The organism is Streptomyces iconiensis (assembly GCF_028657195.3).
Lineage (GTDB): Bacteria > Actinomycetota > Actinomycetes > Streptomycetales > Streptomycetaceae > Streptomyces > Streptomyces iconiensis.
The window spans coordinates 86,124-110,170 of record NZ_JANCPR020000032.1 but is presented as its reverse complement, the minus strand read 5'-3'; the positions used below and the strand labels follow the sequence as shown (position 1 = coordinate 110,170).

Annotated in this window: 25 protein-coding genes, 1 tRNA gene and 1 pseudogene; 9 read left to right on the top strand and 18 right to left on the bottom strand. The window is 71.7% G+C overall.

What is annotated here, in order from left to right:
- Window positions 1-94: 94 nt before the first annotated feature.
- Window positions 95-460: a methyltransferase domain-containing protein gene (locus NMN56_RS28490; protein ID WP_347178677.1), complete on the bottom strand. Its 366-nt coding sequence runs from the start codon at window positions 458-460 to the stop codon at window positions 95-97.
- 255 nt (window positions 461-715) lie between these two features.
- On the opposite strand from NMN56_RS28490, the gene NMN56_RS28485 reads away from it, so the two are divergent.
- Window positions 716-1,027: a nucleoside triphosphate pyrophosphohydrolase family protein gene (locus tag NMN56_RS28485; RefSeq protein ID WP_274046509.1), complete on the top strand. Its 312-nt coding sequence runs from the start codon at window positions 716-718 to the stop codon at window positions 1,025-1,027.
- A 128-nt stretch (window positions 1,028-1,155) separates the two neighbouring features.
- Window positions 1,156-1,281: a hypothetical protein gene (locus NMN56_RS28480; RefSeq protein ID WP_274046508.1), complete on the top strand. Its 126-nt coding sequence runs from the start codon at window positions 1,156-1,158 to the stop codon at window positions 1,279-1,281.
- A 233-nt stretch (window positions 1,282-1,514) separates the two neighbouring features.
- Here the strand turns inward: NMN56_RS28480 and NMN56_RS28475 are convergent, their stop codons facing one another.
- The 12 genes from NMN56_RS28475 to NMN56_RS28420 all read right to left on the bottom strand — a co-directional run bounded on the left by NMN56_RS28475 (window position 1,515) and on the right by NMN56_RS28420 (window position 13,177).
- On the bottom strand, window positions 1,515-1,949 hold the full coding sequence (locus tag NMN56_RS28475) for a PaaI family thioesterase (RefSeq protein ID WP_274046507.1): 435 nt from the start codon (window positions 1,947-1,949) through the stop codon (window positions 1,515-1,517).
- Window positions 1,950-2,036: 87 nt separating this feature from the next.
- Entirely contained in the window at window positions 2,037-3,257 is a 1,221-nt protein-coding gene (locus NMN56_RS28470) for a beta-ketoacyl-[acyl-carrier-protein] synthase family protein (protein ID WP_274046506.1), read from the bottom strand.
- Entirely contained in the window at window positions 3,254-3,487 is a 234-nt protein-coding gene (locus tag NMN56_RS28465; RefSeq protein WP_274046505.1) for an acyl carrier protein, read from the bottom strand. The genes NMN56_RS28470 and NMN56_RS28465 overlap by 4 nt, the downstream gene beginning before the upstream one ends.
- 58 nt (window positions 3,488-3,545) lie before the next feature.
- A complete protein-coding gene (locus tag NMN56_RS28460; protein ID WP_274046504.1) occupies window positions 3,546-4,607 on the bottom strand; it encodes a beta-ketoacyl-ACP synthase III in 1,062 nt (353 codons plus the stop codon).
- A gap of 11 nt (window positions 4,608-4,618) precedes the next feature.
- A complete protein-coding gene (locus tag NMN56_RS28455; RefSeq protein ID WP_274046503.1) occupies window positions 4,619-5,614 on the bottom strand; it encodes a ferritin family protein in 996 nt (331 codons plus the stop codon).
- Entirely contained in the window at window positions 5,611-6,183 is a 573-nt protein-coding gene (locus tag NMN56_RS28450) for a flavin reductase family protein (protein WP_274046502.1), read from the bottom strand. Before NMN56_RS28450 ends, NMN56_RS28455 begins: the two co-directional genes overlap by 4 nt.
- Window positions 6,180-6,809, bottom strand: a complete 630-nt coding sequence (locus NMN56_RS28445) for a hypothetical protein (protein WP_274046501.1) — start codon at window positions 6,807-6,809, stop codon at window positions 6,180-6,182. The genes NMN56_RS28450 and NMN56_RS28445 overlap by 4 nt, the downstream gene beginning before the upstream one ends.
- Before the next feature lie 5 nt (window positions 6,810-6,814).
- On the bottom strand, window positions 6,815-7,330 hold the full coding sequence (locus tag NMN56_RS28440; RefSeq protein ID WP_274046500.1) for a type II toxin-antitoxin system RatA family toxin: 516 nt from the start codon (window positions 7,328-7,330) through the stop codon (window positions 6,815-6,817).
- Between the two features lie 6 nt (window positions 7,331-7,336).
- The gene (locus NMN56_RS28435) at window positions 7,337-8,620 is read right to left on the bottom strand and encodes an aspartate aminotransferase family protein (protein ID WP_274046499.1); all 1,284 of its coding nucleotides are present in this window, start codon (window positions 8,618-8,620) and stop codon (window positions 7,337-7,339) included.
- Between the two features lie 22 nt (window positions 8,621-8,642).
- Window positions 8,643-9,785, bottom strand: coding sequence for an acyl-CoA dehydrogenase family protein (locus NMN56_RS28430; RefSeq protein ID WP_274046498.1), 1,143 nt, complete (start codon window positions 9,783-9,785; stop codon window positions 8,643-8,645).
- Window positions 9,786-9,836: 51 nt separating this feature from the next.
- On the bottom strand, window positions 9,837-11,519 hold the full coding sequence (locus NMN56_RS28425; RefSeq protein WP_274046497.1) for an aldehyde dehydrogenase family protein: 1,683 nt from the start codon (window positions 11,517-11,519) through the stop codon (window positions 9,837-9,839).
- A 113-nt stretch (window positions 11,520-11,632) separates the two neighbouring features.
- A complete protein-coding gene (locus tag NMN56_RS28420; protein WP_274046496.1) occupies window positions 11,633-13,177 on the bottom strand; it encodes an MmgE/PrpD family protein in 1,545 nt (514 codons plus the stop codon).
- 198 nt (window positions 13,178-13,375) lie between these two features.
- On the opposite strand from NMN56_RS28420, the pseudogene NMN56_RS43105 reads away from it, so the two are divergent.
- From NMN56_RS43105 to NMN56_RS28410, 3 genes and pseudogenes are all read left to right on the top strand, one after another.
- Window positions 13,376-13,843 (top strand): annotated as a pseudogene (locus tag NMN56_RS43105) (phosphatidylglycerol lysyltransferase domain-containing protein); the annotation flags it as partial.
- Between the two features lie 124 nt (window positions 13,844-13,967).
- Window positions 13,968-14,366 (top strand): phosphatidylglycerol lysyltransferase domain-containing protein, encoded by a 399-nt coding sequence (locus NMN56_RS43100; protein WP_347178676.1) that lies wholly within the window; start codon window positions 13,968-13,970, stop codon window positions 14,364-14,366.
- A 90-nt stretch (window positions 14,367-14,456) separates the two neighbouring features.
- Window positions 14,457-14,651 (top strand): hypothetical protein, encoded by a 195-nt coding sequence (locus NMN56_RS28410; RefSeq protein WP_274046494.1) that lies wholly within the window; start codon window positions 14,457-14,459, stop codon window positions 14,649-14,651.
- A 102-nt stretch (window positions 14,652-14,753) separates the two neighbouring features.
- Here NMN56_RS28410 and NMN56_RS28405 read toward each other — a convergent pair whose 3' ends face one another.
- Together NMN56_RS28405 and NMN56_RS28400 are read right to left on the bottom strand one after the other, a co-directional pair.
- A complete protein-coding gene (locus NMN56_RS28405) occupies window positions 14,754-15,596 on the bottom strand; it encodes an alpha/beta fold hydrolase (RefSeq protein ID WP_274046493.1) in 843 nt (280 codons plus the stop codon).
- 73 nt (window positions 15,597-15,669) lie between these two features.
- Complete coding sequence (locus tag NMN56_RS28400) at window positions 15,670-16,425, bottom strand: AfsR/SARP family transcriptional regulator (RefSeq protein WP_274046492.1); 756 nt, start codon at window positions 16,423-16,425, stop codon at window positions 15,670-15,672.
- Between the two features lie 515 nt (window positions 16,426-16,940).
- Here NMN56_RS28400 and NMN56_RS28395 point away from each other — a divergent pair.
- From NMN56_RS28395 to NMN56_RS28380, 4 genes are all read left to right on the top strand, one after another.
- Window positions 16,941-17,031, top strand: a tRNA-Arg gene (locus NMN56_RS28395).
- Between the two features lie 84 nt (window positions 17,032-17,115).
- Window positions 17,116-18,081: a diacylglycerol/lipid kinase family protein gene (locus NMN56_RS28390; protein ID WP_274046491.1), complete on the top strand. Its 966-nt coding sequence runs from the start codon at window positions 17,116-17,118 to the stop codon at window positions 18,079-18,081.
- 180 nt (window positions 18,082-18,261) lie between these two features.
- Window positions 18,262-19,473 carry an IS701 family transposase gene (locus NMN56_RS28385; protein WP_274046490.1) on the top strand — a complete coding sequence of 404 codons (1,212 nt, stop codon included), beginning with the start codon at window positions 18,262-18,264 and terminating at the stop codon, window positions 19,471-19,473.
- Between the two features lie 47 nt (window positions 19,474-19,520).
- Window positions 19,521-20,399, top strand: coding sequence for an SDR family NAD(P)-dependent oxidoreductase (locus NMN56_RS28380; protein ID WP_274046489.1), 879 nt, complete (start codon window positions 19,521-19,523; stop codon window positions 20,397-20,399).
- Window positions 20,400-20,530: 131 nt separating this feature from the next.
- On the opposite strand, the gene NMN56_RS28375 is transcribed toward NMN56_RS28380, so the two are convergent.
- The 3 genes from NMN56_RS28375 to NMN56_RS28365 all read right to left on the bottom strand — a co-directional run bounded on the left by NMN56_RS28375 (window position 20,531) and on the right by NMN56_RS28365 (window position 24,043).
- Window positions 20,531-21,319, bottom strand: a complete 789-nt coding sequence (locus tag NMN56_RS28375) for a thioesterase II family protein (RefSeq protein WP_274046488.1) — start codon at window positions 21,317-21,319, stop codon at window positions 20,531-20,533.
- Window positions 21,320-21,323: 4 nt separating this feature from the next.
- Window positions 21,324-22,343: an LLM class flavin-dependent oxidoreductase gene (locus NMN56_RS28370; RefSeq protein ID WP_274046487.1), complete on the bottom strand. Its 1,020-nt coding sequence runs from the start codon at window positions 22,341-22,343 to the stop codon at window positions 21,324-21,326.
- A gap of 86 nt (window positions 22,344-22,429) precedes the next feature.
- Window positions 22,430-24,043, bottom strand: coding sequence for a long-chain-fatty-acid--CoA ligase (locus NMN56_RS28365; RefSeq protein ID WP_274046486.1), 1,614 nt, complete (start codon window positions 24,041-24,043; stop codon window positions 22,430-22,432).
- Between the last annotated feature and the right edge of the window lie 4 nt (window positions 24,044-24,047).

Genomic DNA, 24,047 nt, shown 5'->3' with positions numbered 1-24,047 from the left:
TACTCACGACGCACGCCGAGGTGGGGACAGGTCTTGAGCACTGACCTGAGACAGCGATATTGGCTACTTCAGAGAGCCAACCTCCTTATCGTGTCTACTTGCAATGTGCGACCTCGTGTCGCACGCCGGTGCCGATCTCCAGCACGCGCATGCCGGGTTGGGCGTCGAGGTCGGCGAGCATGCCGGCGACGACGTGGGGCATCGACGACGACGATGTCGGCACGGTGCCGGGCTCCGGGCCCGCGTGGTGTCCGTCGTCCCACTGGGTGACGATCGGCGCGTCCGCTTCGGCCCACTGCTGCCACAGGTCGGGATCGGTGCGCCGGTCGACGTGGATGCTGGTGCGGGTGGTCATGTCCCACGGCCACATCCGGTCGGGCAGGAACGCAGCTCGGGGCAGGGCGGTGAGCGTGTCGGTCCAGGTTCTGGCGGCAGGGTCAGGCCGCTGGGTGAGGGTCACTGGTCGCCGTCCCCTTCAGGCCGGGACCCGTCGGGGCTTGGCGGTTCTGGCGGAGGCTCCCATGGCTGGTCATCCGTGTCGCCCGCGTGCTTGCCGCCCATGTCGTCCTCCTGCTGCTCTCAGTCCGGTCTTCTGACGCTACGGCGCTGGGGGGTTGAGCGGGAGGGCGCACGGGCGGGTCCCGGTGGTGGAGGGCCGGAAGGCGGCGCGGGCTCTGCGGGGCGTGGGGCGACGGTCAGTACGCACAGCACGACGATGCCCCGCCAGTTGGCAGGGCGTTGTCGTGTCCGGGGGCTACGCGTCGTCGGTTTCGCCGAGGTGCCGATCGAGGGTGGCGAGGGCGTCGGCTCGCTGCTGTCACCGGGCAACTCGACAACCGCGAGGAGGCGCAAGGACCTGCCCGACGTCGGCGACGAACTCGCCGACGTATTCCTTTGCTTGACGGCACCCGCCGAGATGAACCGAATCGGCCTCGACCACGAAGTCAACGAGAAGATCGATGAGAACGGTCGCCGCGTTTACCGCACCAACAAAGACGGCGTTCCCAAGCGTGTAGCCGAAGGCTGAGAGGCATTCTCTCCGGGCTCGTTCACGGAAGCGGAGGCCGATGTTCGTCGCCAACGCCCTTGGCCACCGGCCCGCGCCGGACATGGCGAACGCATGTTGCGTGGGCGGATCGCGTTGGGCGCGGCATCGTGGGCTACCGCTGGACCGTCCCCACCGACCACCCGGCAGCCGCCGCGCGGGCCGCGCTCGGCGACGCCCTGGACGGCATCGGCATCGTCGGGGAACCGCGTGAGAATGTGGGAATGCAGTGCTGATCCCTGCCCGGGCACGGGTGAGGATCAGGTTGCAAGACGGCACCCGCACGTTCGTGATCATCGAGTTGGCGGTACGCGAGCTTTGGCGCCGCTGTGGTGTGTCGGTCTCGGCCTCCACGCGTGCCTTCTCGATGGGTTGCGTATTGAACGAGTCACCCTCACTGCGAGGTCGAGCGGGGTGGGTGGTGTCGGTCCGTGTCCGGGGCTGCGGTTGGTGGGGGTAACGGGATCGGTCAGTCGGGGGTGGGGGCTGGAAGGACCAGTTGGCTCTGGGTCATCTGGCCCACGAGGCGGTCCTTGTCGTCGGAGAGGCTGGTCTGCACGACGACGAGGGTCGAGCCCGCGTGAAGCGGCCGGGAGATCGCCCGTACGGAGCCGGAGCGTACGGCGCGCAGGAAGTTCGTCTTTGACTCGACCGTGGTGGTCCCGGCGCCCGGCGGGAGGTTCAGGAAGGCGCAGACGGCGCCGGCCGTGTCGCCCAGCGACATCAGCGCGCCGCCGTGCAGCGCGCCGCCGGCGGTGCACAGGTCCTCCGTCCAGGTGAGGGTGGCGACGGTCTCTTGGGGCTGGGCCGTCTGCAGCTGCACGCCCAGGCGTACGGCGAACGGCATCTGGGACAGCAGGTCGGCCGGGGTCGGCGCTTCGGAACTGCCCGTCGTGTCCGGCATATGACGGCTCCTCAGGGGCCGGGGGCATGGACAACAGGGGCACCAGCCTGCCAGCGGGTGCCGGGGAACGGAACCGGTCGTATCCGGTCACGGTGGGGAGAGTACGAGGACCGCGTTCTGGCCGCCGAAGCCGAAGGAATTGCTCAGTGCGGGGCCGTCGGGCAGGGGCACGGGTGCCGCTGGGACCTCGATGTCCAGCTCCGGATCGAGCCGCGAGAGGTTCGCCGTCGGCGGTGCCTGACGGGCTTTCAGGGCGAGCAGCGTGTATGCCGCCTCGACCGCGCCCGCGGCGCCGAGCAGGTGCCCCGTGACCCCCTTGGTCGAGGTGACGGGCGGCCGGTGCGGCAGTACGCGTTCCAGCATCCGGCCCTCCGCCAGGTCGTTCAGCGGCGTGGCGGTTCCGTGCGCGTTGACGTGCGCGATCTCGCGGGGTGCCAGGTCGGCGTCGGCGAGCGCGGCGCGTACGGCGGCCTCCGTGCCGTCGGCGCCTGGCGGAGGCTTGGTGATGTGGTGGGCGTCGGCTGAGGCGCCGTGGCCCAGGATCGTTCCGTACGGCACGGCTCCCCGGGCACGGGCGTCGGCGGCGCGCTCCAGTATCAGCACGCCGGCGCCTTCCCCCGCGACGAATCCGTCCCGGTCGCGGTCGAACGGGCGCGAGGCCGACTCGGGAGCGTCCTCGCGCAGGGAGAGCGCGCCCATTTGCGCGAAGCCCGACATCACCAGCGGGGTGATCATGGCCTCGGCGCCGCCCGCCAGTACGGTGTCGCAGCGGTCGAGGGCCAGCAGGTCGGCGGCGACCCCGAGCGCCGTGGTCCCCGAGGCGCACGCGGTGGCGGTGACGAGGTTCGGGCCGGTGGCCCCGTACTCGATCGCCACCTGCCCCGCGAGCATGTTGGGCAGTTGCATGGGGAGCAGGAGGGGTGAGACCCGGCTTCCGCCCTCCTCGATCTGGACGCGGTGCTGTGCCTCCACGGTGCCGGGGCCTCCGTCGGCGGTGCCGAACACCGTGCCGACGCGCGCGCCGTTCCAGGTGGCCGGGTCGAGCCCGGAGTCCGCGAGCGCCTCCCGTGCCGCGACGAGCGCGAACTGTACGAAGGGGTCCAGGCGGTGGGCCCGCCGGGGCCCGAGCAGTTCCCCGGCGTCGAAGTCCGGCACGCGGCAGGAGATGCGCACCGGGTTCCCGGCCAGCGCGGGATCGTCGGCGGCTGTGGGGCGGCCGGCGAGCACGGCCTCCCAGTTCTCCGCGACGCCCACACCGGCCGGGGTGACCAGGCCCAGGCCGGTCACGGCCACCGCGCGGCCGGTCATCGCGCCGACGCGGCGCGGACGTTCATCAGCCGCACGATGTCGCCTACGGTTTCCGTCTCGGTCAGCTCGTCCTCGGTGATCTCGATGCCCAACTCCTTCTGCAGCACCAGGGACAGCTCGACGAGGGCGAGCGAGTCCAGATCGATGTCCTCCGCCGTGGCGTCCCGCGTGATCTGTTCGGGAGCCACCTTGAGCTTGCTGACAAGCAGGTCTTTCAGAGTGTCGAACACGAGCCGTCCTTCCGTTCCGCGTGGTCTCCGGGCCTTGCGTGGTGGCCCCGGCGGCGGGTCAGTGGCCGAGCCGGGGCCATACCAAGGTGGTCGCGCCCCAGGCCAGACCGCCGCCGAAGGCGGTGAGCAGCAGCCGGTTCCCGGCCTCAAGGCGGCCCTGGGCATGCGCTTCGTGCAACAGCAGGGGGACGCTGGCAGCGCCCGTGTTCCCCACATGCTCGATGTTGGACAGCATCCGCCCGGGCGGTACGTCCAACTCGTCGGCGAGAGCGCCGAGGATGCGGGCGTTGGCCTGGTGTGCGACGACGCGGTCCACGTCGCGCAGCCGCCAGCCCGCCGAGCCGACGGCGTCCCTGGAGGCGGTGGCCATCCGGTCGACCGCCTGGCGGAACGTCTCCTGCCCGTGCATCCGGAAATAGCAGTCCCCGCCCACGGCGCTCCGGTCCTTCGCGCGCTGCCGCGAGCCGCCGCCGGGCACCTGGATGAGTCCGGACCTGCTGCCGTCGCTGCCCAGGAACACCCGGCCCAGCGCGCCGTCCCCGGCCGGGTCGCCGGTCCGCAGGACGACGGCGCCCGCGCCGTCCGCGAAGATCACGGCGGTGCTCCGGTCCTGGGGATCGACGAGGGTGGTGAACGCATCGGCCCCGATGACCAGGACGCGTTCGGCCGAGCCCGCCGCGATGAGCCCCTGTCCCGTGGCGAGCGCGTAGAGGAAGCCCGTGCACACGGCGGCGACGTCGAACGCCGCCGCGCCGCCGAGGCCCAGCCTGTGCGCCACCTCCGGCGCCGTGGCGGGGCAGGGGTGGTCCGGTGTGGTGGTGGCCAGCACCACGGCGTCCGCCTCGGCCGTACCCGAGGACTTCAGTGCGAGGCGTCCGGCCTCCACCGCGAGGTCCGAGGTAGCGCCGTCGCGCGCGATGACGTGCCGCCGCGCGATGCCCGTACGGCTGCGGATCCATTCGTCCGAGGTGTCGAGCCGGGCGCTGAGGTCGTGGTTGGTGACGACGCGGGGAGGGACCCAGCCGCCCACGCCGGCGACCACCGCGGTGTGGCCGCAGCCGGTGCGGTGGCTCTCCCGTGTCTCCAGTGCTTCCCGTGCGCCCGGGCCTGCGCTGCTCATCCGGCCGCCTCTCAGCTCTTCCCCGAGACCAGACCGACGGCCTCCTCCAGGCCCATCTGGGCCAGCCGTACCTCAGCCATCTCGTCCGTCCAGCGCTCGGCGGTGTCGTAGCGCTCCTCGGGTGTGGTGTCCAGCATCCTCCGGCCGGGCCACACCTCGTAGTCGCCGACGGCGTCGGCGTGCTGCTCCATGCCGCGCTGGAACAGCTCCTCGCGGTGGAGGACGAACTCGCGGTCGGGGACCTCATCCCACAGCTTCCGCCCGGCCCGCAGGATCTCCAGCAGCCGGGGCCGGTACCCGGGGTGGGCGACGAGGTGATCGCGGAGGAGGGAGCTGCCTACGGCCAGGTGCCGGATCTCGTCGATGGCGGCGGTGCGGGACAGCTCCCCGGCGGCCGGGTCGAGCCGGTCCCACTTGCGTTCGCTGAGTTCGGCCGCCGGCGCCAGCACCCCCTCGATGACGATCGTGAACACGGCGACACCGCCGGCGAAGTCGCCCTGGTCACGGATGATGTCGAGGGTGAAGCGCGCGACCGGCTCCAGCACCCGCCTGCGGTAGTCGGCGGACATCCGGGCGATGTCGGAGACCAAGGTCCGCTCGGGCATGCCCAGTTCGGCCAGGTGCCGGCGGAAGACCCGTGCGTGCCGGGCCTCGTCGACCAACTGCGTCGCGTAGAACTCCATCTCCGGCACCCCGGGGGCCCGGTCCACGTAGTGTGCGAGCAACCGGGTGGCGAGTTCCTCGGCGACCGAACGGTAGCCGAGCTCCAGCACGAGCGCCTCGCGCAGCGGTCCTGGCTCCCGCATGAAGTCCGGGACTTGCGCGTCGGGGGTGTGCCCGCTGACGGCACGGCCGCGCAGGGTGCCCTGTGCCACCTCGGTGAACCAGTACGCCAGATCGCACCGGTCGACCGAGAGGTCCAGGGCCTTGGCTCCGTCCAGCAGTCCCGGCGCGGTGTCGAAGCCGGCTTCGGGGGAGACGGATACGGCTGGGGTCTGGGGTGTCATCGGGCCGGTTCCTCCTCTTCCTGCGGTGCCCTGAGCACCGGCACGTGCAGTTCTCCCTCGTAACTGAGCAGTGGCGCGCCCCCGTTGCCGGAAGCGCCTGTGACCAGGCCGAGCAGCACCTCGTGGTCGCCCACCGGCACCCAACTGCTCAGCCGGCACGACAGATGCGCGATCGCTCCGGCGAACAGCGGGGCGCCGCCCACGGCTGGCGCGGGGCCGCAGAACCAGTCGCAGCCGTCGAACTGCCCGGCGCCCGTGGTCCGCGTGGGGTCGGCGAAGCGCCGGGCCAGCTCCGACTGGTCCGCGCTGAGGACGTTCACGGCGAAGCGGCCCCCGGCCCTGGCCAGGTCGGCCAGGACCGAGCCGGGGCGCAGACAGGCGCCGACCATGAGCGGGCTGCGCGACACGGCGGTGAGGGTCGAGACCGTGGTGCCGTGCACCTGCTCCCCGTGCGCGGCGGTCAGCACCGCCACCCCGGACGCGAGGGAGCGCAGGACGGTCCTCTCCCGGTCCCGGTCCCGGTGTGCGGTGCGGCCCGGCGGGTGGCCGACCGCCGTGGAAGCGCTCACCGCCCGGCCCCCGGGTCAGCGGCGGTCAGTTCCGCATCGCCGAGCCGTACGCCGTGCGTGCCGTACGTGGCTGCGTCTTTCTCGTTCCCCTCGTTCCCCTCGTCTCCCTCGCCCCCCTCGGTTCCGTCCTTCTCGTCCGGAAGCTCCGTGGGGGGCAGCGGGTCGGGGGCGAGGCGTCCGTGTGCGCGCGCTTCGGTCTCCCGCAGGAGCTGACTGAAGCGGGGGTCCCTGACGGGCTCGAAGGGCTGTCCGTACGGCTTGAGGAAGTTCCCGAACAGCCCGCGGTCGCCGAACAGATGCCACGGAACCGCCAGCAGCGCCCACTCCGGCCCGATCAGCCAGCACCACAGCGCTACGACGGCGCCCTGCGTGATGAGGCTGTGCATGGTGTTGTACAGGACGTAGTACACCTTCGGGAGCTGCTTGGTGCGGCTGCGCCGGTACGCGAGGGCACCGGGCAGGTAGCCGACCACGTCGATGTAGAGGAAGAGGCCGAGCGCGGGCAGCCAGCGGATCTCGTCGTAGTGCGCGACGGCGAGGCCGGTGGTGAGCGCGAACGCCACGACGTACTCGGCGCGGTGCAGTTTCGCGGTGGTGGGTGTCTCGAAGAAATTGTGCTGGTCCATGCGGCTCAGCCCTCCCCGGTGCCGACGGCATCCGCTGCGGTCAGCCGGGTGCCGGTTTCCGTGCGCAGTGTGACGTTCTCGAACATGCCGGTGACGGCCCAGGCCACGGTCTCCTTGATCACTCGCTCGGCGATCGGGTCGAGGATCCCGGCCAGGCTGTCGACGCCGAAGTCGAATCGGCAGGTGAAGTTCAGCGCCACGGCGTCGTCACCGCGGCCGGTCTCCCCGGGCCGCTGGAGCAGCCATCCGCCGGAGAACTCCTCGAAGTCGCCCTCGGACTGCTCGTAGGAGATCGTCAGCGCCTCGCGGTCGAAGACCTCGTCCTCCGTCCATCGCAGCAGGCCGCTGCGGAAGTACAGCTCCCAGCTCGAACTTCCGCGGGTGTCAGGGAGCGTGCGGTGCACCGTCGTGCTCCTCACGTGCGGGGCGAGGCCGGGATAGCGGTCCCACCTCAGCACGTTCTCGAAGACGCGCTCGGCGCGTTCGCCGTGTATCAGGGCTTCCAGTTCCAGGTGGCGCATGCGTCCTCATCCCAGGTCGTGCGGCATCGTGGCCCGCTTGGCGACCAGGTCGCGGCAGGCCCTGCTGAAGGAGTCGAGGAGGTGCTCAGCCTCGGTGTCGGTGAGCACCGCAGCAGGTGTGAACCTGACCACGGTGTTGCCGTTCATCGAGTGGTTCGCCACGACTCCGTGGTTGAAGAGTTCGATGAGCAGTTCGCCCGCCAGCCCGCCTTCGGTCAGCTCGACGCCGATGAGCAGCCCCTGGCCGCGCACGCCCACCAGCAGGTCGGGGATGGTGCGTTCGGCGATCTCGCGTATGCGGGGCAGCAGCAGGCCGCCCAGTTCCATGGCGCGGGTGGTGAGCCGCTCCTCCTGGACGGCGCGCACCGCGCCCCGGACGGCGGCCATCAGCAGCGGCTGCCCGGAGAACGTCCCGGTGTGCACGTACGGGTCCCGGTCGAACGGCTTGAAGACCTGCCCGGAGGCGACGGCGGCGGACACCGGGAGGACGCCGCCGCCCAGGGACTTCCCGGCGAGCATGATGTCGGGGGTGATGCCCGCGAGGTCGGCGCCCCACCATTCGCCGAGCCGCCCCATGCCGGTCTGCACCTCGTCGAGGATCAGCAGACCGCCGTACGCCGAGACCAGCTCGCGCACGCGTGGCAGATAGCCGCGGGGCGGGATGACGACGCCGCCCTCGCCCTGCACCGGCTCCAGGATGACCGCGCACCGGCCGGGGTGTTCAGCCAGTTCGCTTTCCAGCGCTTCCGCGTCCCCGTACGGCAGGTGCGTGACGTCGGGGAGGAGTGGGCGGAAGGGCCGCTGGTAGACCTCCTTGACGGTGGCGGAGAGCGCGCCCAGCGTCTTTCCGTGGTAGCCGCCTGTCATCGAGACGACGCGGTCCCTGCCGTTGGCGCGGGCCAGCTTGAGCCCGGTCTCGACGGCCTCGGCGCCGGAGAGCGCGAAGTGCACGCGGTCCAGCCCGGCGGGGAGAGTGGCGACCAGGGCCTCGGCGGCCTCGGCGACGGTGGGCTCCAGCAGGATGCGGGTGGAGGTGGGGTGGAGGTCGAGCTGCCGCCGTACCTCGGCCATCACCGTCGGATGGCGGGCGCCCATGAGCAGTGCCCCGTACCCGCCCGCGTTGAGGAAGCGCTCCCCGTCGCTGGTCTCCAGCCAGGACCCCTGGGAGGCCACCTCCATATGGCAGCCGAAGAGTTCGGCGAGCGTCGCACGTCCCTTGCTGAGGTGGGCGCGGTAGCGGGAGAGTACTGCCTCCTCCGTGCCGGGCCCCGACTCGGTGATGGTGGTCATGGTGTCTCCCTCGTCGGGCCCTTCAGGACAGGTGCAGCGGGCCGCCGGTGAAATAGCCGAGCAGCGGCTCGGCCGTGGACGTACGGGACGGAGGGTGGAACGCCAGCGGCCGTACGGAACGGGCGAGCCGGGCGTTGTCGGGCGAGCTGATGAAGTCGATGCCGCCCAGCAGCTCCAGCGCCTGGTCGGCAGCGGCGGCCATGGTGTCCTGTGCGGCGAACCGGGCGACCAGCACGGCGGCCACCGCCTCGTCGCCGTCCAGCCCGTCGCGTACGGCCCGTGCCGTGCCCTCCAGCAGCGCGTAGGCGGACTCGGAGCTGACCGCGAGCGCCGCGCGGTCGGTGACGCTGCCGCGCTCGCGCGAGAGGACCTCGTCGACCAGGGCAGCCGCGGCTCCCGCGTAGCACGCCGAGATGATCATTTCGAACCAGACGAACCCGCCCGTCTGCAGATCGTCGAGCCGGGTGGGGTCGTCCTGGGTGGTGCGGACGACCAGATCGGCGTCGACGTGTACGTCCGTGAGCCGCACCTCGTTGCTCTCCGTGCCGGTCAGCACGTCGTTGGCCCAGAACGGGTGCACGGTGATGCCGGGCGAGTCGGCGGGGACCAGCGCGAGGGCGAGCGACGGGGCGCCGTCGGCATCCGGTACCGCGGTGCTGGCGGTCAGCAGGTCCATGGAACGGGACAGGCTGCAGGGCTTCTTGGCGCCGCTGAGCAGAAATCCGCCGTCGGGCGCCGGTACGGCGGTCACGGCGGGGCGCAGGATGTTCTGCCCGGTGCGGCCCTCGGCCCATCCGGAGGCCATCAGTTGCTTGCGGGGCGCGATGCCCGCGAGCACCTCGCGCTGCGCCCCGGTGAGCCGGTCCGCCGTCGCGGCGAGCGAGAAGAGCATGGCCGCGGTGAAGTGGTGCATCGCGGTGCCCACCGCCAGGGACGGAGAGTACGAGCCGAGGGCCCGCGTCACCCGCACCGCCTCGACCGGGTCGGCGCCGTGGCCGCCGTACCCGGTGGGGATCAGCAGTCCGGGGCCCCCGTGCTCGCGGAACAGGCCGATGACGGGGCTGCCGGGGGCCTCGCGGTCGGCGAAGGGGATGTCGGCCAGCGCCTTGCAGAGGCCGGGCAGGACGCGGTCGCAGGTGGCTCGGGCGGATTCGAGGGAGCGCATGGTGGGTTTCCTCCGGGTCGCGCGGAAGCGGAAGGGGCGGGGGAGTCGGGGTCAGTCGCCGAAGACCTCGCGGTACGGGCTGGTCCCGCCGCTGATGCTCACGCCCTGCAAGTGGGAGGTCTTGAGCATCGGGTAGTTGGCCTCGCCGAAGACTCCGCCGGTCAGGCCGGTTCCGCCGTGGCTGGGCAGATACGGCAGGAATCCGATGTGGGAATCGTTGACCTTCAGCAGGCCGCCGTTGGTGGTCCGGTGCACGAACTGGCCGATCACGTCGGGGGAGCGCGCCCACAGCGAGTTGCGCAGCCCGTAGGCGTTGGAGTTGACGAAGTCGAGGCACGTGGCCAGCAGTTCGGCCGACTCCGCCGACTCGACCACGACGACGGGCAGCAGCGGGAAGAAGGTCTCCCGCTTCACCGCGTCCGTGCGGCGTGCCCGCGCCAGGCCGTCGATCCGCAGCACCGTCGGCTCCAGGAAGACGCCGGTCTCCGACGGCGTACCGTCCGCCTCCGTGCGGCGGCCCCCGCAGGCCAGCTGCGCGCCCTCCCCGAGCGCCTGCTCCAGCAGCCGGAAGAACCGCTCGCTGCGCCGCACGGGGGAGAGCAGCACCCCTTCGTCGGAGGGGAGGCCGGGGCGGATCCGCCGCGCCTTCTCGCGCACCAGGGAGATGAGGGGGTCGGCGACGGCGGGGTGCGCGAGCACCGTGTTCGGCACCATGCAGATCTGCCCGGAGCCGTAGAACGCCTCGGTGAGGGCTTCCGCGGCGAGCGGCAGGTCGGCGTCCTCCCAGACGACGATGGTGTCGTTGCCCGCGAGTTCGAGGATGGGCTTCTTGCCCGCGACGACGCACCGCTCCTGAAGCCGGAGTCCTTCCTCGCTGCCGCCGATGTAGAAGATGTCGTCCACGAGCGGGCTGCGCACCCAGTGGTCCAGGGTGCGGCCGGCGCCGCCGCACACCGCGTTCAGGGTGCCCGGGGGCGCGGCCAGTTCCTCCAGCAGCGGCGCGACCAGGTCGCGCAGTACGTACATGGTGCTCAGAGCGATGCTGCGGGGCGCCCTGACGACCACGGAGTTGCCCGCCATCAGGGCGAGGACGGCCAGCGCCGCGCTCGGCGCGGGGGCGTTCTGCGGCGGGTTGAGGCAGACGACCCCGTCGGGCTGCCTGCGCACGATGAGGTCCCGCCCCGCGTGCGCGAACTCCGTGCGCATGCAGTCGCGGTACCAGCGGCAGCTCTCGCGGCTGAACACCTGTGCCAGGCAGCTCAGTTCCCAGCGGGCGAGCCTGACGGGGTGTGCCTCGGCGACGAGCAGATCGAGGAGTTCCTGACGGTGGGCCTCAAGCGTCTCCCGGAACAGGCCGCCCAGCCGCATCCGTTCGTCCAGGGGGGTCGCGGCCCACTCGGGGGCCGCCTTCGCCGCGGCCTCCAGAGCCCGCCGGTTCTCCTCGTCACTGGCGACCGCGACGCGCCCCGCGACATACGGATGGCCGGCGGCCTCCGAATCCGGGTCACGCTCCAGTTTCCGTTTGAGCTGCACGCCCGTGAAAACATCCTCAAGAAGCGCGTGGGAGTCGACCGTATAGACCCAGGCGTCATTCGGCAGATCCTGGCCGCCGACGTACGACTGGTAACTGCGCGGCGGCTTCCCGGATTCCGGGACTTCGCCGTTGCCGCCGTCCGGGCGCGGTTCTCCGGCGGACGGTGCGGCGTCCCTCGCGGTTTCTCGTGGATATTCCATCGATACCCCTCGTGTTCGCCTGCTGATTCGCCTGTGCCGCTGCTGCGTTGACACGCAATACCGTGCTGCGGGTATCTGACCCGCCGCTGACACCCATCTGACCGGAAGGACGGTCACGGGGCCGCTCCGTACGGGTCGTTCCCGAGCGCTGCTTCGATCCACTGACGCAGTTCACGCGCTGACATCCGGTGCATACGCGGCGCCTGGCCGGCCACCCACGCCGGACCACCGAGAGCCCGGAACTTCTGCCGGACCAGCCGCGCGTGCCGCATGCGGGTGTCGGGTCCCGCGCCGCCCTCGGGCACCCGCTGTTCCCTGACCACGGTGCGGCCGTCGGCCATCAGCACGGTGACCCTGGCCCCTGTGGCCTTCTCGGCCCGGCGGAAGTCCCCGCGTACGGACCGCTCCTGGGCGGCGGCCTGCCGGACGAGCGCGTCACCGCCGAAGGAGCGCAGCCACGGCTCAGCGGCGCTGCCCGCCTGCCGCAGTGCCTCCCCGAACGGCGCCTCGGAGCACAGCAGATCGCGGGTCATCGCCGGGTCGTGCGTCAGGCGTACGCGTTTGGCGAGGTCCCAGCGCCGGGGCTCGTCGAGGGCCGGGGAGGCGAGGTCGTCCGGGGTGAACCGCCCGTTGAGCAGGGTGACCGCCACCGCGTACGGGGTGTCCAGCACGAGCGCGCCCTGGGGCGATCCGGGGCCGGTCACATAGGGTGCCGCCTTCTGGCCGGCGAAGAGCGTGTAGAGCGACGCCTCGACGACGACCTCCTCCGGCTGCCCGGCGTCCGGGCGCGCCAGCACCTCGTCGTGGATGCGGGCGGCGCAGTCGACGGCCGCGTCGACGCCGGGCCCGCCCGGGTGCATCTTGAAGGACAGGGTCTCCGTGTGCCAGCGCCTCCCCAGGCCGGCGGTCACCGCCTCCGGGAGGGGTACGTCGGCGAACCGCGCGAGGAAGCCGTCCGGGTGCTCGACGAGGTCGGGGGCGCCGTGGAGCCCGGCGTACGCGGCGTCGCAGGCGTCCATCGCCGTACGGACCGGAGTCAGGGCGTTGAGCAGGCGGGCGTCGCTGGCCAGAAAGGCCCGCATCAGCGGCCAGTTGGGCATGCCGAGCGCCAGGCCCAGCGCGTCCCGCCACACCGTGCCCGACGCCTGTTCGCAGTGCAGCCGGGCGGCCGTCGCGCCCACCAGGTGCGTGTGCACGGCGCTCTGCCCGCGCAGCGGCCCCAGGGTCGCGGACGCGGTGACCCTGGCGGCGCACTCGTTGGCGACGACCACCGCCGTCAGCAGGCTCAGGCCGTCGAGCCGGTGGGCGTACGCGTACGCCAGGGGCACCGCGACGGTGGAGTTGGACAGATGCCCGGCGTACGCCGTGTCGTCGAGGTTGAGCCAGGAGCCGAGCCCGGCCAGCACCGCGGCGGAACGGCACGTGTCGCTCTGCAGCGGCGGTCCGAAAGCACGCGTCATCCGCCTGCCCAGCTCGTGGCCGGCGCCGGTCCTGATGGCCGCCGCCTGGGACAGCACCTGGCTCGCCGCCAGGGACAGCACGCGCTCCGGGACGGCCTCGGGGCGCACCTGGGACGCCCAGCCGGCCAGCTCGCCCAGCGCGGGTTCCGGCACGCGCGTGTGCTCAGGAGCCGAATCCTCAAAGCCCTCTCCATGCATGCCGGAACCGCTCCTCCCGAAATCACAGGCACGGTAGCGGTCAGCAATTCTCGGCCCCTTTGCTGACCGCGCACTTACCGACCCCTGACAAATGACTGGACGCGTGCGGATTCCGCTGTTGCGCTTGCCGGCCCGGCAGTTGGATGCTCTAATGCGAATCGCCCGTCCTTCCGATGCCGAGAGGAATCGCTGGAGGAAATGATGGCCGACTCCGCGAATGTTCTGCGAGCGATCAGCAGTTACCATCAGGCGGACAACCCGAGTTCCTTTCTGGCGATGAATGAGGAGAGTTCCGCATTCACGGCACCGGGACTTGAGGGAGTGATCGTGTACCGCCGCTCGGGGCGCTTCCTGGTGCAGTTCGGCGGCCCGTTCGCGCCTGCCGGGCACCGGACGGAGCTGCTGAGGCGGTTCCTCGCCCATGCGCGGGAGCAGGGCCGCACGGTGGTGAGCGTCCAACTCGCGCCCCACGACGCGGCGTTCTACGCACGCAGTGGGTTCACGGTCAACCAGATCGGCGCCTCGTACGCCGTCGGGCTGAACGCGCACAGCATGCGTGGCACCCGCTTCATGCGGTTGCGCAACAAGATCTCGCGGGCCTTCCGTGCCGGGCTGACCGTACGGGAGGCGCCGCTGGAGGAGTGCGCCGCGGCGGTGCGCCGCATCGACACCGCGTGGCTCGGGTCCAAGGGCGAGCACGCGCGCCCGCTGGAATTCCTGGTGGGCCAGACCGGCGGCCCTGCGCAGGCGCACCCGGCGGCTGTTCGTCGGCAGCGTCGAGGGGGAGCCGGTGGGCTACATCTCCTACTCGCCTGTCTACGGCACACGGTCCGGATGGATGCACGACCTCAGCCGCCGGGTGCCCGAGGGGTTTCCCGGCGTCATGGAGGCCGTCAACGCGACAGCGATCAGCGTCTTCCAGGACGAGGGCGTGGGCTGGCTGCACTTCGGCTTCACGCCGTTCACCGGCCTGTCGGAGGAGTACGAACTCCCCGGGCACAGCCCCGCGTTCCGGTGGTTCATGCGCTACCTGTGGGAGCACGGAGAGGCCGTCTACCCCGCGCGGACACAGCTGTCCTACAAGGAGAAGTGGGCGCCGCAGGTGGTGCTCCCCGAGTACGCGGGCTTCCAGGGGCCCGCCGATCTCGGTGCTTTCGCGCATATCTTCCGGGCCGCCAACGCCTTCTGAGGCCCGCTGCCTTCTGGAGCCCCGGGAGGCCCTTTGAGGTCCGGCAGCTCAGGGGAGAGGTCCGACAGCTCACGACAGGGAGGTCATGCCATGTCCGAATCCACCGCTGACACGCTGACGACCGTCACCGGAACTCCGGCGCGGCCGGTTGCCCCGGAAACCCCGGACATCGAGGCCCTGCGCTCGGCGGTCGTCGAGGCGTTCTTCGGGATACTCGAAAGCCCCGACGACACGGAGGCGCTGTCAGCGGGCGTGCGGGTGCTGGCGGAGCTGGATGCCGCGTAGAGCACCCCCTGAAGCATCGGCGAAGGGGAGCGGGGACACCGGGGCCCGCGGCGTACCCACGCCGCGGGCCCCGGTGGCCGGCGCGCTGCCGACCGCGCGGCGTCAGGCGCCGGATGAGCCGGATGAGGCGCCGCAGAAGGCCAGCAGGTCCGCGTTGAGCCGCTCCTTGTGCGTCACGAACAGCCAGTGCGACGCGTTCTCGTACATCCTCAGTTCGGCGTCGGGGATGGCCCCCGGCAGCCGCAGTGACGTGTGCTCCGCCGGTACCAGCGCGTCGTGGGTGCCGTGCACGATCAGCGTGGGTACGGACAGGGCCGCCAGGTCGGCACGGAGGTCCGACTCCCAGTGCGTACGCAGGCACGCGTGCGCCGCCTGGGCCGAGCCCGAGTGGAACAGCCCCATGGCCCACTGGACCATGGCGTCCGAGACCGAGGTGCCCGGCAGTTCCGTGCCGAGAGCGCCGGCGGCCATGCCGGCGAGGAACCCGGGCCTGTCGGCACGCAGCGCGTCGACGATGTGCTCCAGGGTGCCGCCGTCCACGCCGTCGGGATTGTCACCGGTCCGCAGCAGGAAGGGCAGCGTGGGGCTGATCAGAGCCACCCTGGCGACGCGGTCCTGCCCGTGCTTGGCGAGGTACCGCACCACCTCTCCGCCGCCCATGGAGTGGGACACCAGCGTCACCTCGCGCAGGTCGAGATGGCGCAGCAGCTCGGAAAGGTCCTCGGCGAGACTGTCGTAGTCGTATCCGGTGCCCGGCCGGTCCGAGCGCCCGGACCCCCGCCTGTCGTAGGCGAGGCAGCGGAGCCCGCCTTCTGTCAGCGCCGGGACCTGGTACTCCCACATGTCGCAGGAGACTCCCCAGCCGTGCAGGAGGACGACCGGGGCGCCCGCTCCCCAGTCCTCGTAGAAGAGGAAGGTCCCGTCCGTGGTTTTCATGCAGGGCATGTGCGCTCCCCTCGGGATGGTTCGTCTGTGGGCTCGTACGCGGCCGTACGCGGGCCGTACGCGGAGGTCCGCGCTACCGCTGGGCCCGCAGCGGCAGCGGCAGCGGCAACTCGGGTTCTGTGGGGGCCAGTTCGGGTGACTGCCGGAGAATGCACTGTTCGAGCTTGCGCAGTTCCGGGGTCGGGTCGATACCGAGGTCTTCGTTGAGGCACTCGCGCGTCGCGTGATAGGCGCCCAGCGCCTCCGCCTGCCGCCCCGATCTGTAGAGGGCGAACATCAACTGGGCGCAGAAGTGCTCGCGGGTGGGGTTCTCCACCTGGGCCTGACGGATTTCGCTGAGCACCTGCGCGTGCCTGCCGAGCTTCAGCTCGGTATCGAAGAGTTCTTCCTGTGCCCGCAGGCGTACCTCGTCGTAGCGGATGGCGGAGGCGTCGCTCAGCGGCCCGCCGTCGCTTCCGCCGAAGGGCGGTCCGCGCCACATCGACAGCGCCGAACGCAGCAGTGCCGCCTTCGACGGGTCCTCGCCCCGCAGCGCCGTGGCCGCGCCCACCGTCTCCTGGAACACGCTCGCATCCAGCTCGGCCTCGCCCAGCACCAGTTGGTATCCGTGCGGACTGCTCACCAGCTGGGTGCCGCTGCTGTTGCCCGATATCTCGCGGAGCCACCTGCGGATTCTGCTGATATGTGCCTGCAGAGCGTTGGCTACGCCATCGGGAATTCCCTCACCCCATATCTCCTCGATCAGCGCGCCGTGCGGCACCGCGTTGCCCTCGCTCACCAGAAGAGCCTGCAGAACGAGGCGTTTTGCCGTGCCGTTGATCTCATGCACACCTCCAGAAGTCCGTACTCGCAGGTCTCCGAGTATTTCGAAACGGATCACGTTGGCCTCCCGCCAAGGGCTGTCCCGTAATCCCCGGTGGATCAGCGAGCGGCGTCAGATGCGGTCAATCGCAAGGCAGCGAAGCGTCCTCATAGTGGGTCTGTTCGGATGTTTCGCCAACGCCGTGAGTGGCCGTAGCTGGCGTCGGGAGCCCGCCGGGGGTCGCGGGACAGCCCTTAGAGACTCACCCCAGCGTGGGGCAGCGGGAACGGGCGCCCTACGCGACCGCGGGAACTTGGTCAGGTTCGTTGGTGCGGACAGCGTTCTGCGCAGTTGGCGCGGCTGTTCCCGGGGCATGCGAACTTGACATAGTCCCGTCAATCGCCCCTGCCGCACCGGCTGGGCCCGGCGCGGCAGGAGAGCGCCGTCCTGGTCTGTCAGCGGTATGTAAGACCGGCGTCAGCCGGTGGCCGCACCGTGGTTGATGTCGCGAGCGGGAGCCCTGACCGGCGCACCCACCGCGAGGAGAGGTACCCGAAGTGGCCCAACGGGGACCTGGTGGCTGCGCCGCCGGTCGGGTCTCGGCCCGCGCAGGTTCGAATCCTGCCCTCTCCGCTGCTCTCCCCGACCACCGGGTCGGCGCCGCCGTCGCCGGGTGGCGCCGGACCGGCGCCACCGCGACCACGAGGAGTCCGAGCCATGGCCGGTACCACGACGTCCGGGCCCACGCGGGCCCTGATCGTTGCGAACCCGGTGTCCGGAAGCCACAGTTCCGAACTGGTGCGGGACGTCGAGAGAATCTGCGCCTCTCACCTGGAACGGGTGGCGGTGCACCTCACCACAGGGCCGCACGACGCCGAGGCCGCCGTACGCCGGGCGCTGCGCCGGCCCGTGCACGGCGACGGGACCGCGCGGGCGCCGTTCGACCTCGTCGTCGCGGTGGGCGGTGACGGCACCGTGCGCGAGGTGGCGCAGGGTCTCGTCGCGGGAGGCGGCGGGGCCGCTCTCGCCATCGTGCCGTCGGGCACGGGCAATTCGAGCTACCGCATGCTGTGGGAGGACCGCCCCTGGGAAGCGGCGCTCTCCGCCGTCCTCCAGGGCGCGCGGGGCGGCGCCGAGCGGCGCCGCCTCGATCTGGCCGAGCTGCGGGAGTCCGGCAACTTCGTATTCCTCGGCGCGTGTGCGGGCGTCATCGCCGAAGCGCTGCTCACCGCACGGCGCCTCCCGCTGCACGGGCGGAGCCGCTACGCGCGCGCCTACGCCGAGACCGCGGGGACCTACACCCCGTATCCCGGTCGCGTCACCGTGGACGGCCACGTGCTCCACGAGGGGCCCACCACGTTGGCGAACGTCGGGGGAGGCCGGTACCGGGGCGGGCAGTACCTCGTCCTCCCGCACTCGCGCCTCGACGACGGGCTGCTCGACATCTGCGTCGTGGGCGCCGGACTGCCGGTGCGCGAACTGCCCGAACTCACCCGCACCGGCGCGCATCTCGGCCATCCGGCCACCACGTACGGGAGGGGCGAGCACATCGTGGTCGAACGGCTGGACGGCAAGCCACTGCCGCTGGAGCACGACGGCGAGTACCAGGAGAGCATAGGCGGCCGGGCGACCTTCCTGGCCTGCGCCGGCCTCCTGCCCGTGTGGGTGCCGGTCGCCGGCTGAACGGCCGGGTTCCGGGCCGGACAGTGCCCCCGAACGAGGCCGGAATGCGCTGTACCGCGTGCACCACCCGCATCGCACAATTGTGTCCTTGTGGTTCCTGTCCCCTCGCGGGGCTGGCACGCGTTTCACCGGTTCCGCTGCTCGATCATTCGAATAGGGGGATAACGCGAGGGAGGGCGGATGACAGCAACAGACGCGCGGTCCGTGTACAGCTCCCGGGGGAGCGAGACCGGCGAGCTGATTTCCACGGTGTTCGCGAAGCTGCGGCGCAGGGACCAGCTCAGAAAAGCGCAGCAGTACGTCTACGGACTGCTGGAGGCGCCGGGACGCAAGTCGATCCGCAACATCGCCGCGCTCACGGGGGACCGGACCGCCGTGCAGAGCCTCCAGCACTTCGTCAGCTCCTCGCCCTGGCACTGGAACGACCCCCGCGTCGCCCTGGCGCGATACGCCGAGGACCTGGTCCGCCCCGATATCTGGGTGGTACGCCCCATGGTGATCCCCAAGTTCGGCTCCCACTCGGTGGGGGTGACGCAGCGGCGCTTCCCGCACCAGCGCCGGCCCGTCAACTGCCAGGAGGCGTACGGCGTCTGGCTCACCTCCGAGACGAGCAGCGTGCCGGTCCACTGGCGGCTGCACCTGCCGTCGGAGTGGCTGGAGGCCCCCGAGCGCCGCCGGGCGGTGGGCATCCCGGACACAGCGCGGGCCGAGCCTCCCCCGCACAGCGCCGCCTGCTCGGCGATCGAGATATCGGGTCCCGAGTGGGGCCTGAGCCAGCGCCCCGTGGTGCTCGACTGCGGGGAGGACACGGAAGGTGTCGGCGTCGCGGCTCTCCTCGCCGCGCGGCTGCCGTTCCTCGCCCGGATCGGCGGCGCCACCGCCGTCATCCCGAGAGACGGCACGGGCGTACGCGGCAGCGTGCGCGGACCGCAGTCGGCGGAGCACCTGAGCGAGGGTGCGGCCCGGCAGCACCGCGTCGTCGAATGGGTGGACCCGGCCCTTGGACTGCGGCGGCGAAGCCTCGCCGGTGTGGTGCCGGTGGTCCTGCCCGCCGCCGACAGCGGCACGCCACGGGGCACGCTGCTGCTGCGGTACCTGTTCCTGCTGAGCGAGCAGGAGCCCCTGCAGACCCGCCCGACGGCTTTCTGGCTGACCAACCTGGGCGATACGTCCGCCGAGACGCTCGTTCGTCTCACCAAGGTCGTCCGGCGGGTCCACCGGGACTTCTCGGAAGTCACCGACGCCGTCGGGATACGCGACTTCGAGGGCCGGACCTACCCGGGCTGGCACCGGCACACCACGCTCGCCTCGGTCGCGCACGCCGCCACGATGGTGCGCCGGCGGGCAGGGGCGCCGGCCACGCCGCAGTACCAGGGCCCCGCCATGCCGTGAGGTCCTGAACCGGAACCGCGACCGCTGAGGAGCCGAGGAGAACAGGCATGGGACAACCGCAGCCCCTGGGCGCGCTCCAGGGGAAGACCGCGATCGTGACGGGATCGACGAGCGGCATCGGAGCGGCGATCGCTGCCGCCTTCGCACGGGAGGGCGCGCGGGTCGTCGTCACGGGCAGGCGGACGGCCGAGGGACAGGCCGTGGCGGCCCGTATCGGCCCCCGCGCCACCTTCGTCCGCGCCGACCTCACCGACGACGGCGAGCTGCGGGAGCTGGTAGCCGGTGCGGCCGGAAGGTTCGGCCGGATCGACTGCCTGGTCAACAACGCGGGGACGCCGGGCCACGCCGTGTCGATAACGGACCTCCCGGTCGCCGACTTCGACCACGCACACGCCGTGCACGTACGGGCACCGCTGCTCCTGCTGCAGGAGGTGTCCCGGCACATGGTGCCGCACCGCTCCGGCAGCATCATCAACGTGGCGAGCGTCTCGGGGCTGCGGGCCGGGTTCTCCGGCCATGACTACTCCGTCGCCAAGGCGGGCCTGCTCCACCTCACCCGCTGTGCGGCCGTCGAGCTGGGGGAGTCGGGGATACGGGTCAATACCGTCTCGCCCGGGCCGGTGGCCACGGGCATCCACCGCAAGGCCACCGGCCACGGGACACCGGTGGCGGAGGACGGCGCTGACGAGGCCGAGCCGCTGTTCGCGCGGTTCCTGCCGCGGTGGCAGCCCTGCCCTGAGGTCGGCAGGGCCGAGGACGTCGCGGAAGCGGCGGTGTTCCTCGCCGGTGACGGCGCGCGGTTCGTCAACGGGCAGAACCTCACCGTCGACGGGGCCCTCACCGCCGGCCGCCCCTGGTCGACGGTGCTCGACGAGCGCCGCGCCATGCAGGAGGCGGCACGGGACGGCGGGCACCTCACCGAGTAGGACGCGTACCGGACAGGACGCGTACCGAGGACGCGTACCGGACAGGACGCGTACCGGAGACGCGTACCGAACAGGACGTGTTCCGGAGCAGGGCGCGTACCGGGGAGGGCGCGCAGGGCGGTGGCGCCTCGTCAGACCGCCTGCCCGTCCAGCCGGTCCAGGTGGCCGGCCAGGTCCGAGGTCACAGCCAGCGCGTGGCGGTCGATGTAGAAGTGCCCGCCGGAGAACTCCCGGTGGCCCAGGTAGCGCGGGCTGCGCTCCTCCCAGTGCGACATGGCGTCCGGTGCCTCCTGCAGCGGGTCGGCGTTCCCGCCGTAGGAGACCAGCGGGCAGGACACCCGGGCGCCGTCGTCGGCGTACTGTGCCGCGACCAGCAGGTCGGCGCGGAGCGCCGGTACGACGAGGGCGAGCATCTCCGGATCTTTGTAGATCTCCGCGGGGAACGAGCCCAACTTCTCGATCCAGGAGACCAGTTCGGGCTCCGGCATCCGGCTCTGTTCCTCCGTCGGCTGGAAGAAGCCGACAGGGGACCAGCCCGACGTGCCCAGCAGGGCCGGTCGCCGCTCCTCCTCGCTCTCCAGCCGCACCGTCAGGCGGTAGGCGAGCTGCGCGCCCAGGCAGTGGCCGAAGAAAGCGAACGGCCGGTCGTCCAGCTCGGCCAGCACCGCGTCGTAGAGCGCGTCGAGCAGCGGTTCCCAGTCCGTATGGGGCGGCTCCTCGCGGCGGTTGTGCCTGCCGGGCAGGGTGACGGCCTGCGGTGCGACCGACGGCGGCAGCAGTTCGGGCCACTCCCGGTAGATGATCGCGCCGCTGCCCGCGTGCGGGAAGAGGAACAGCCGGAAGTGCGCGTCGTCGGGGGGCTCGGGCGGGTGGAACCAGTGGCCCGCGGCCGACATGCCCTTCGCGAGGTCATCCAGCATGTCGTCACTCCTTCGTGGACGGGAAGCGGGGTTCGGCGCCGGCGGATCGGTCCGCTCCCGCGCGTACTGCCGGAAGCACCTCTTCCGCGATCTGCTTGAGGTGCAGGGCGGGTTCCAGGGAACCGATCCGGACGACGATGTGCCGCGCACCCTCACGCACATAGCCCAACAGCCGGTCGGCGCACTGGGCGGGGCTGCCCCAGGCGTACGCCTGGATGGTGGACATCGCGCTGAGCGGGCGACCGTAGTAGTGCTCCACGTAGTGCTCCAGCTCCTCCTTGGCGCGGGCGCTGTCCTGGCCCACGGTGAGGGTGGCGTACAGACCGGGGACGACCGCGTCCGCAGGGCGGCCCTCGTCCACGCAGAGCGACGCGATCCGGCGGCGTGCCCTGCCGTACGCCTCGGCCGAGGGCAGGAAGGGGAGCCAGCCGTCGTAGTACCGGGCCGTCCGGCGCAGCACGCCAGGTGTGTCACTGGCCGCCAGCCACAGGGGCGGGCCGCCCGGGCGGTGGGGGCGGGGCAGCGCGTCCAGATCCGTGGCGCGCTGGTGCCGCCCCTCGAAGTGGGTGGGTGCGTTCTCCTCGGTGGCCCTCCAGGCCGTACGCCACAGCCGGACCGTCTCGTCGAGCCGCCAGGCCCGGCCCGCGTAGGAGGCCCCCACTGCGGCGAACTCCGCCTCGGTCTCGGGTACGGGAAAGCCGGAGCCGAGGCCGAGAATCAGCCGGGACGCGCAGACGTGGTCGAGGGAGGCGAGCATGTTGGCGCTGATCAGAGGGTGCCGCAGGGCCGCGGTGAGGGCCGCGGTGCCGAGCGTGATGCCGCTGGTGACGGCCCCCGCTGCGGAGAGCACGACCAGCGGGTCCAGCCGTGGCCGCGCGGTGAGGGAGTCACCTGCCCAGAGGGAGTCGAATCCCCACTGTTGTGCGTCCCGGGCGAACGCGAGGAGCTGCCCGGCCGCGTGGTCGCCCGTGATCGCCTGCTCCCTGGTGGGCATCAGGACGCCGAGCCGCAATGGAGTGTCCATCGTGTCCGCTTCCTTCCCCTTCTCTCTCCGCTCCTTTTCCGTTCCCTTTCCGCTTCCTTCCGCTCCGGGCCGGGGGTGAGGGCCGGTCACCGGTCACCGTCAGCCGCGAGCAGCCACTCCCGGACGTCGCGGCGCAGCACCTTGCCCGAGGGGTTGCGGGGAAGGGCATCCGCCATGTGGAGGCTGGTCGGGAGCTTGTAGTTGGCGAGCCGCCCGCGCAGACGCGCCACCAGCTCCCCGGCGCTGACGCCGGAGCCGGGCCGCGGCACGACGCACGCGCCGACGCTCTCGCCCCAGCGCGGATGCGGCAGCCCGACGACGGCCGCGTCGGCCACCTCGGGATGGGCGACCAGCTCCCTCTCGATCTCGGCCGGATAGATGTTCTGGCCCGCGCAGATGATGGTGTCGTGCTGCCGCCCCGTCAGGTACAGATAGCCGTCCGGGTCGAGGCGGCCCACGTCGCCCATGCGCACCCACTCCCCGGCGACGGCCCGCGCGGTCTCCCCGGGGTTGTTCCAGTAGCCGAGCATGCGCGCGTGCGTCCTGATCCGTATCTGTCCCGTCCGCCCCGGCGGCAGCGTCCGGCCCTCGTCGTCGGTGATCCGGATCTCGTTGCCGGGGCAGGCACGGCCGACCGAGGCCAGCAGCGGGCTGCCGGGACGGTGCGCCGCCGGGGGCAGGCACACGGCGACGCTGCCGGTCTCCGTACTGGCGTAGATCTGCGCCAGCGCACAGCCCAGTTCGTCCATGAAGCGCAGCAGCAGCTTCTCGGTGACCGGCGCCGCGCCGTAGGCGACCTTGCGCAGCGAAGCGAACGCCTCCGGGCCGGCGCCCCTCTCGTCCAGCAGCATCTCCAGCATGGCGGGCGCCGCGAAGGTGGTGGTCACACGGTGTTCGCGGACCAGCCGCAGCGCCTCCTGGGGATGGAAGGCGGGCATCACGACATTCGTCGCCCCGGCGTTGAAGCCGTGCAGGAACCATGCCAGGCCCCCGATGCCGAAGCCCGGCAGTGAGACGAGGCTGACGTCGTCCGGCAGCCAGTCGATCCATTCACCCCCGCTGTCACCCAGCGCCGCCGGCAGGCTGAAGAAGCTCCGCTGCGCCAGCATGACGCCCTTGGGAAGACCTGTCGTTCCGCTGGTGTAGATCTGGGCCACGGCGTCGTCGGGGCCCGGGCCCTCCGCTTCCACGTCGTCCTCGGGCTCGTCGGCGCACCAGTCGCGCAGTCCGGCGCCATGGTCGCCAAGCCGCACGGTGCGGCCGGGAGCCGCAGCCCGTGCCCGCTCGGCGGTCGTGGCGAACTCGTCGGCGACGAAGAGCAGCCCGGCGCCGGAGTCGCTCAGGATGTGCCCCGTCTCGTGCGCCGTGAGCCGCCAGTTGACCGGCACGATGACGCAGCCGAGCTTGGCGCAGGCGAGTACGAGCGCGTAGTAGTGCTCCGACTCGCGGCCGTAGAAGGCGACGCGGTCGCCGCGCCTCACTCCCGCCGAACGGAGCGCGTGCGCCAGGCGGTTGCTGTAGCGGTGCAGCTCCGCGTAGCTGAGGCAGCGGTCCTCGCAGCGGACCGCCGGGTGATCGGCGCGGTCGCGGGCGAGCGCCGCGCAGCTTGCGGCGAGTCGCCAGGGCGTGCCCCGCTGCGGGGCGCCCTGGCCGGGGGCGGCTGGGACGGCGGGAGTGGCTGTCACCGGTGTCTCACTCATGGCT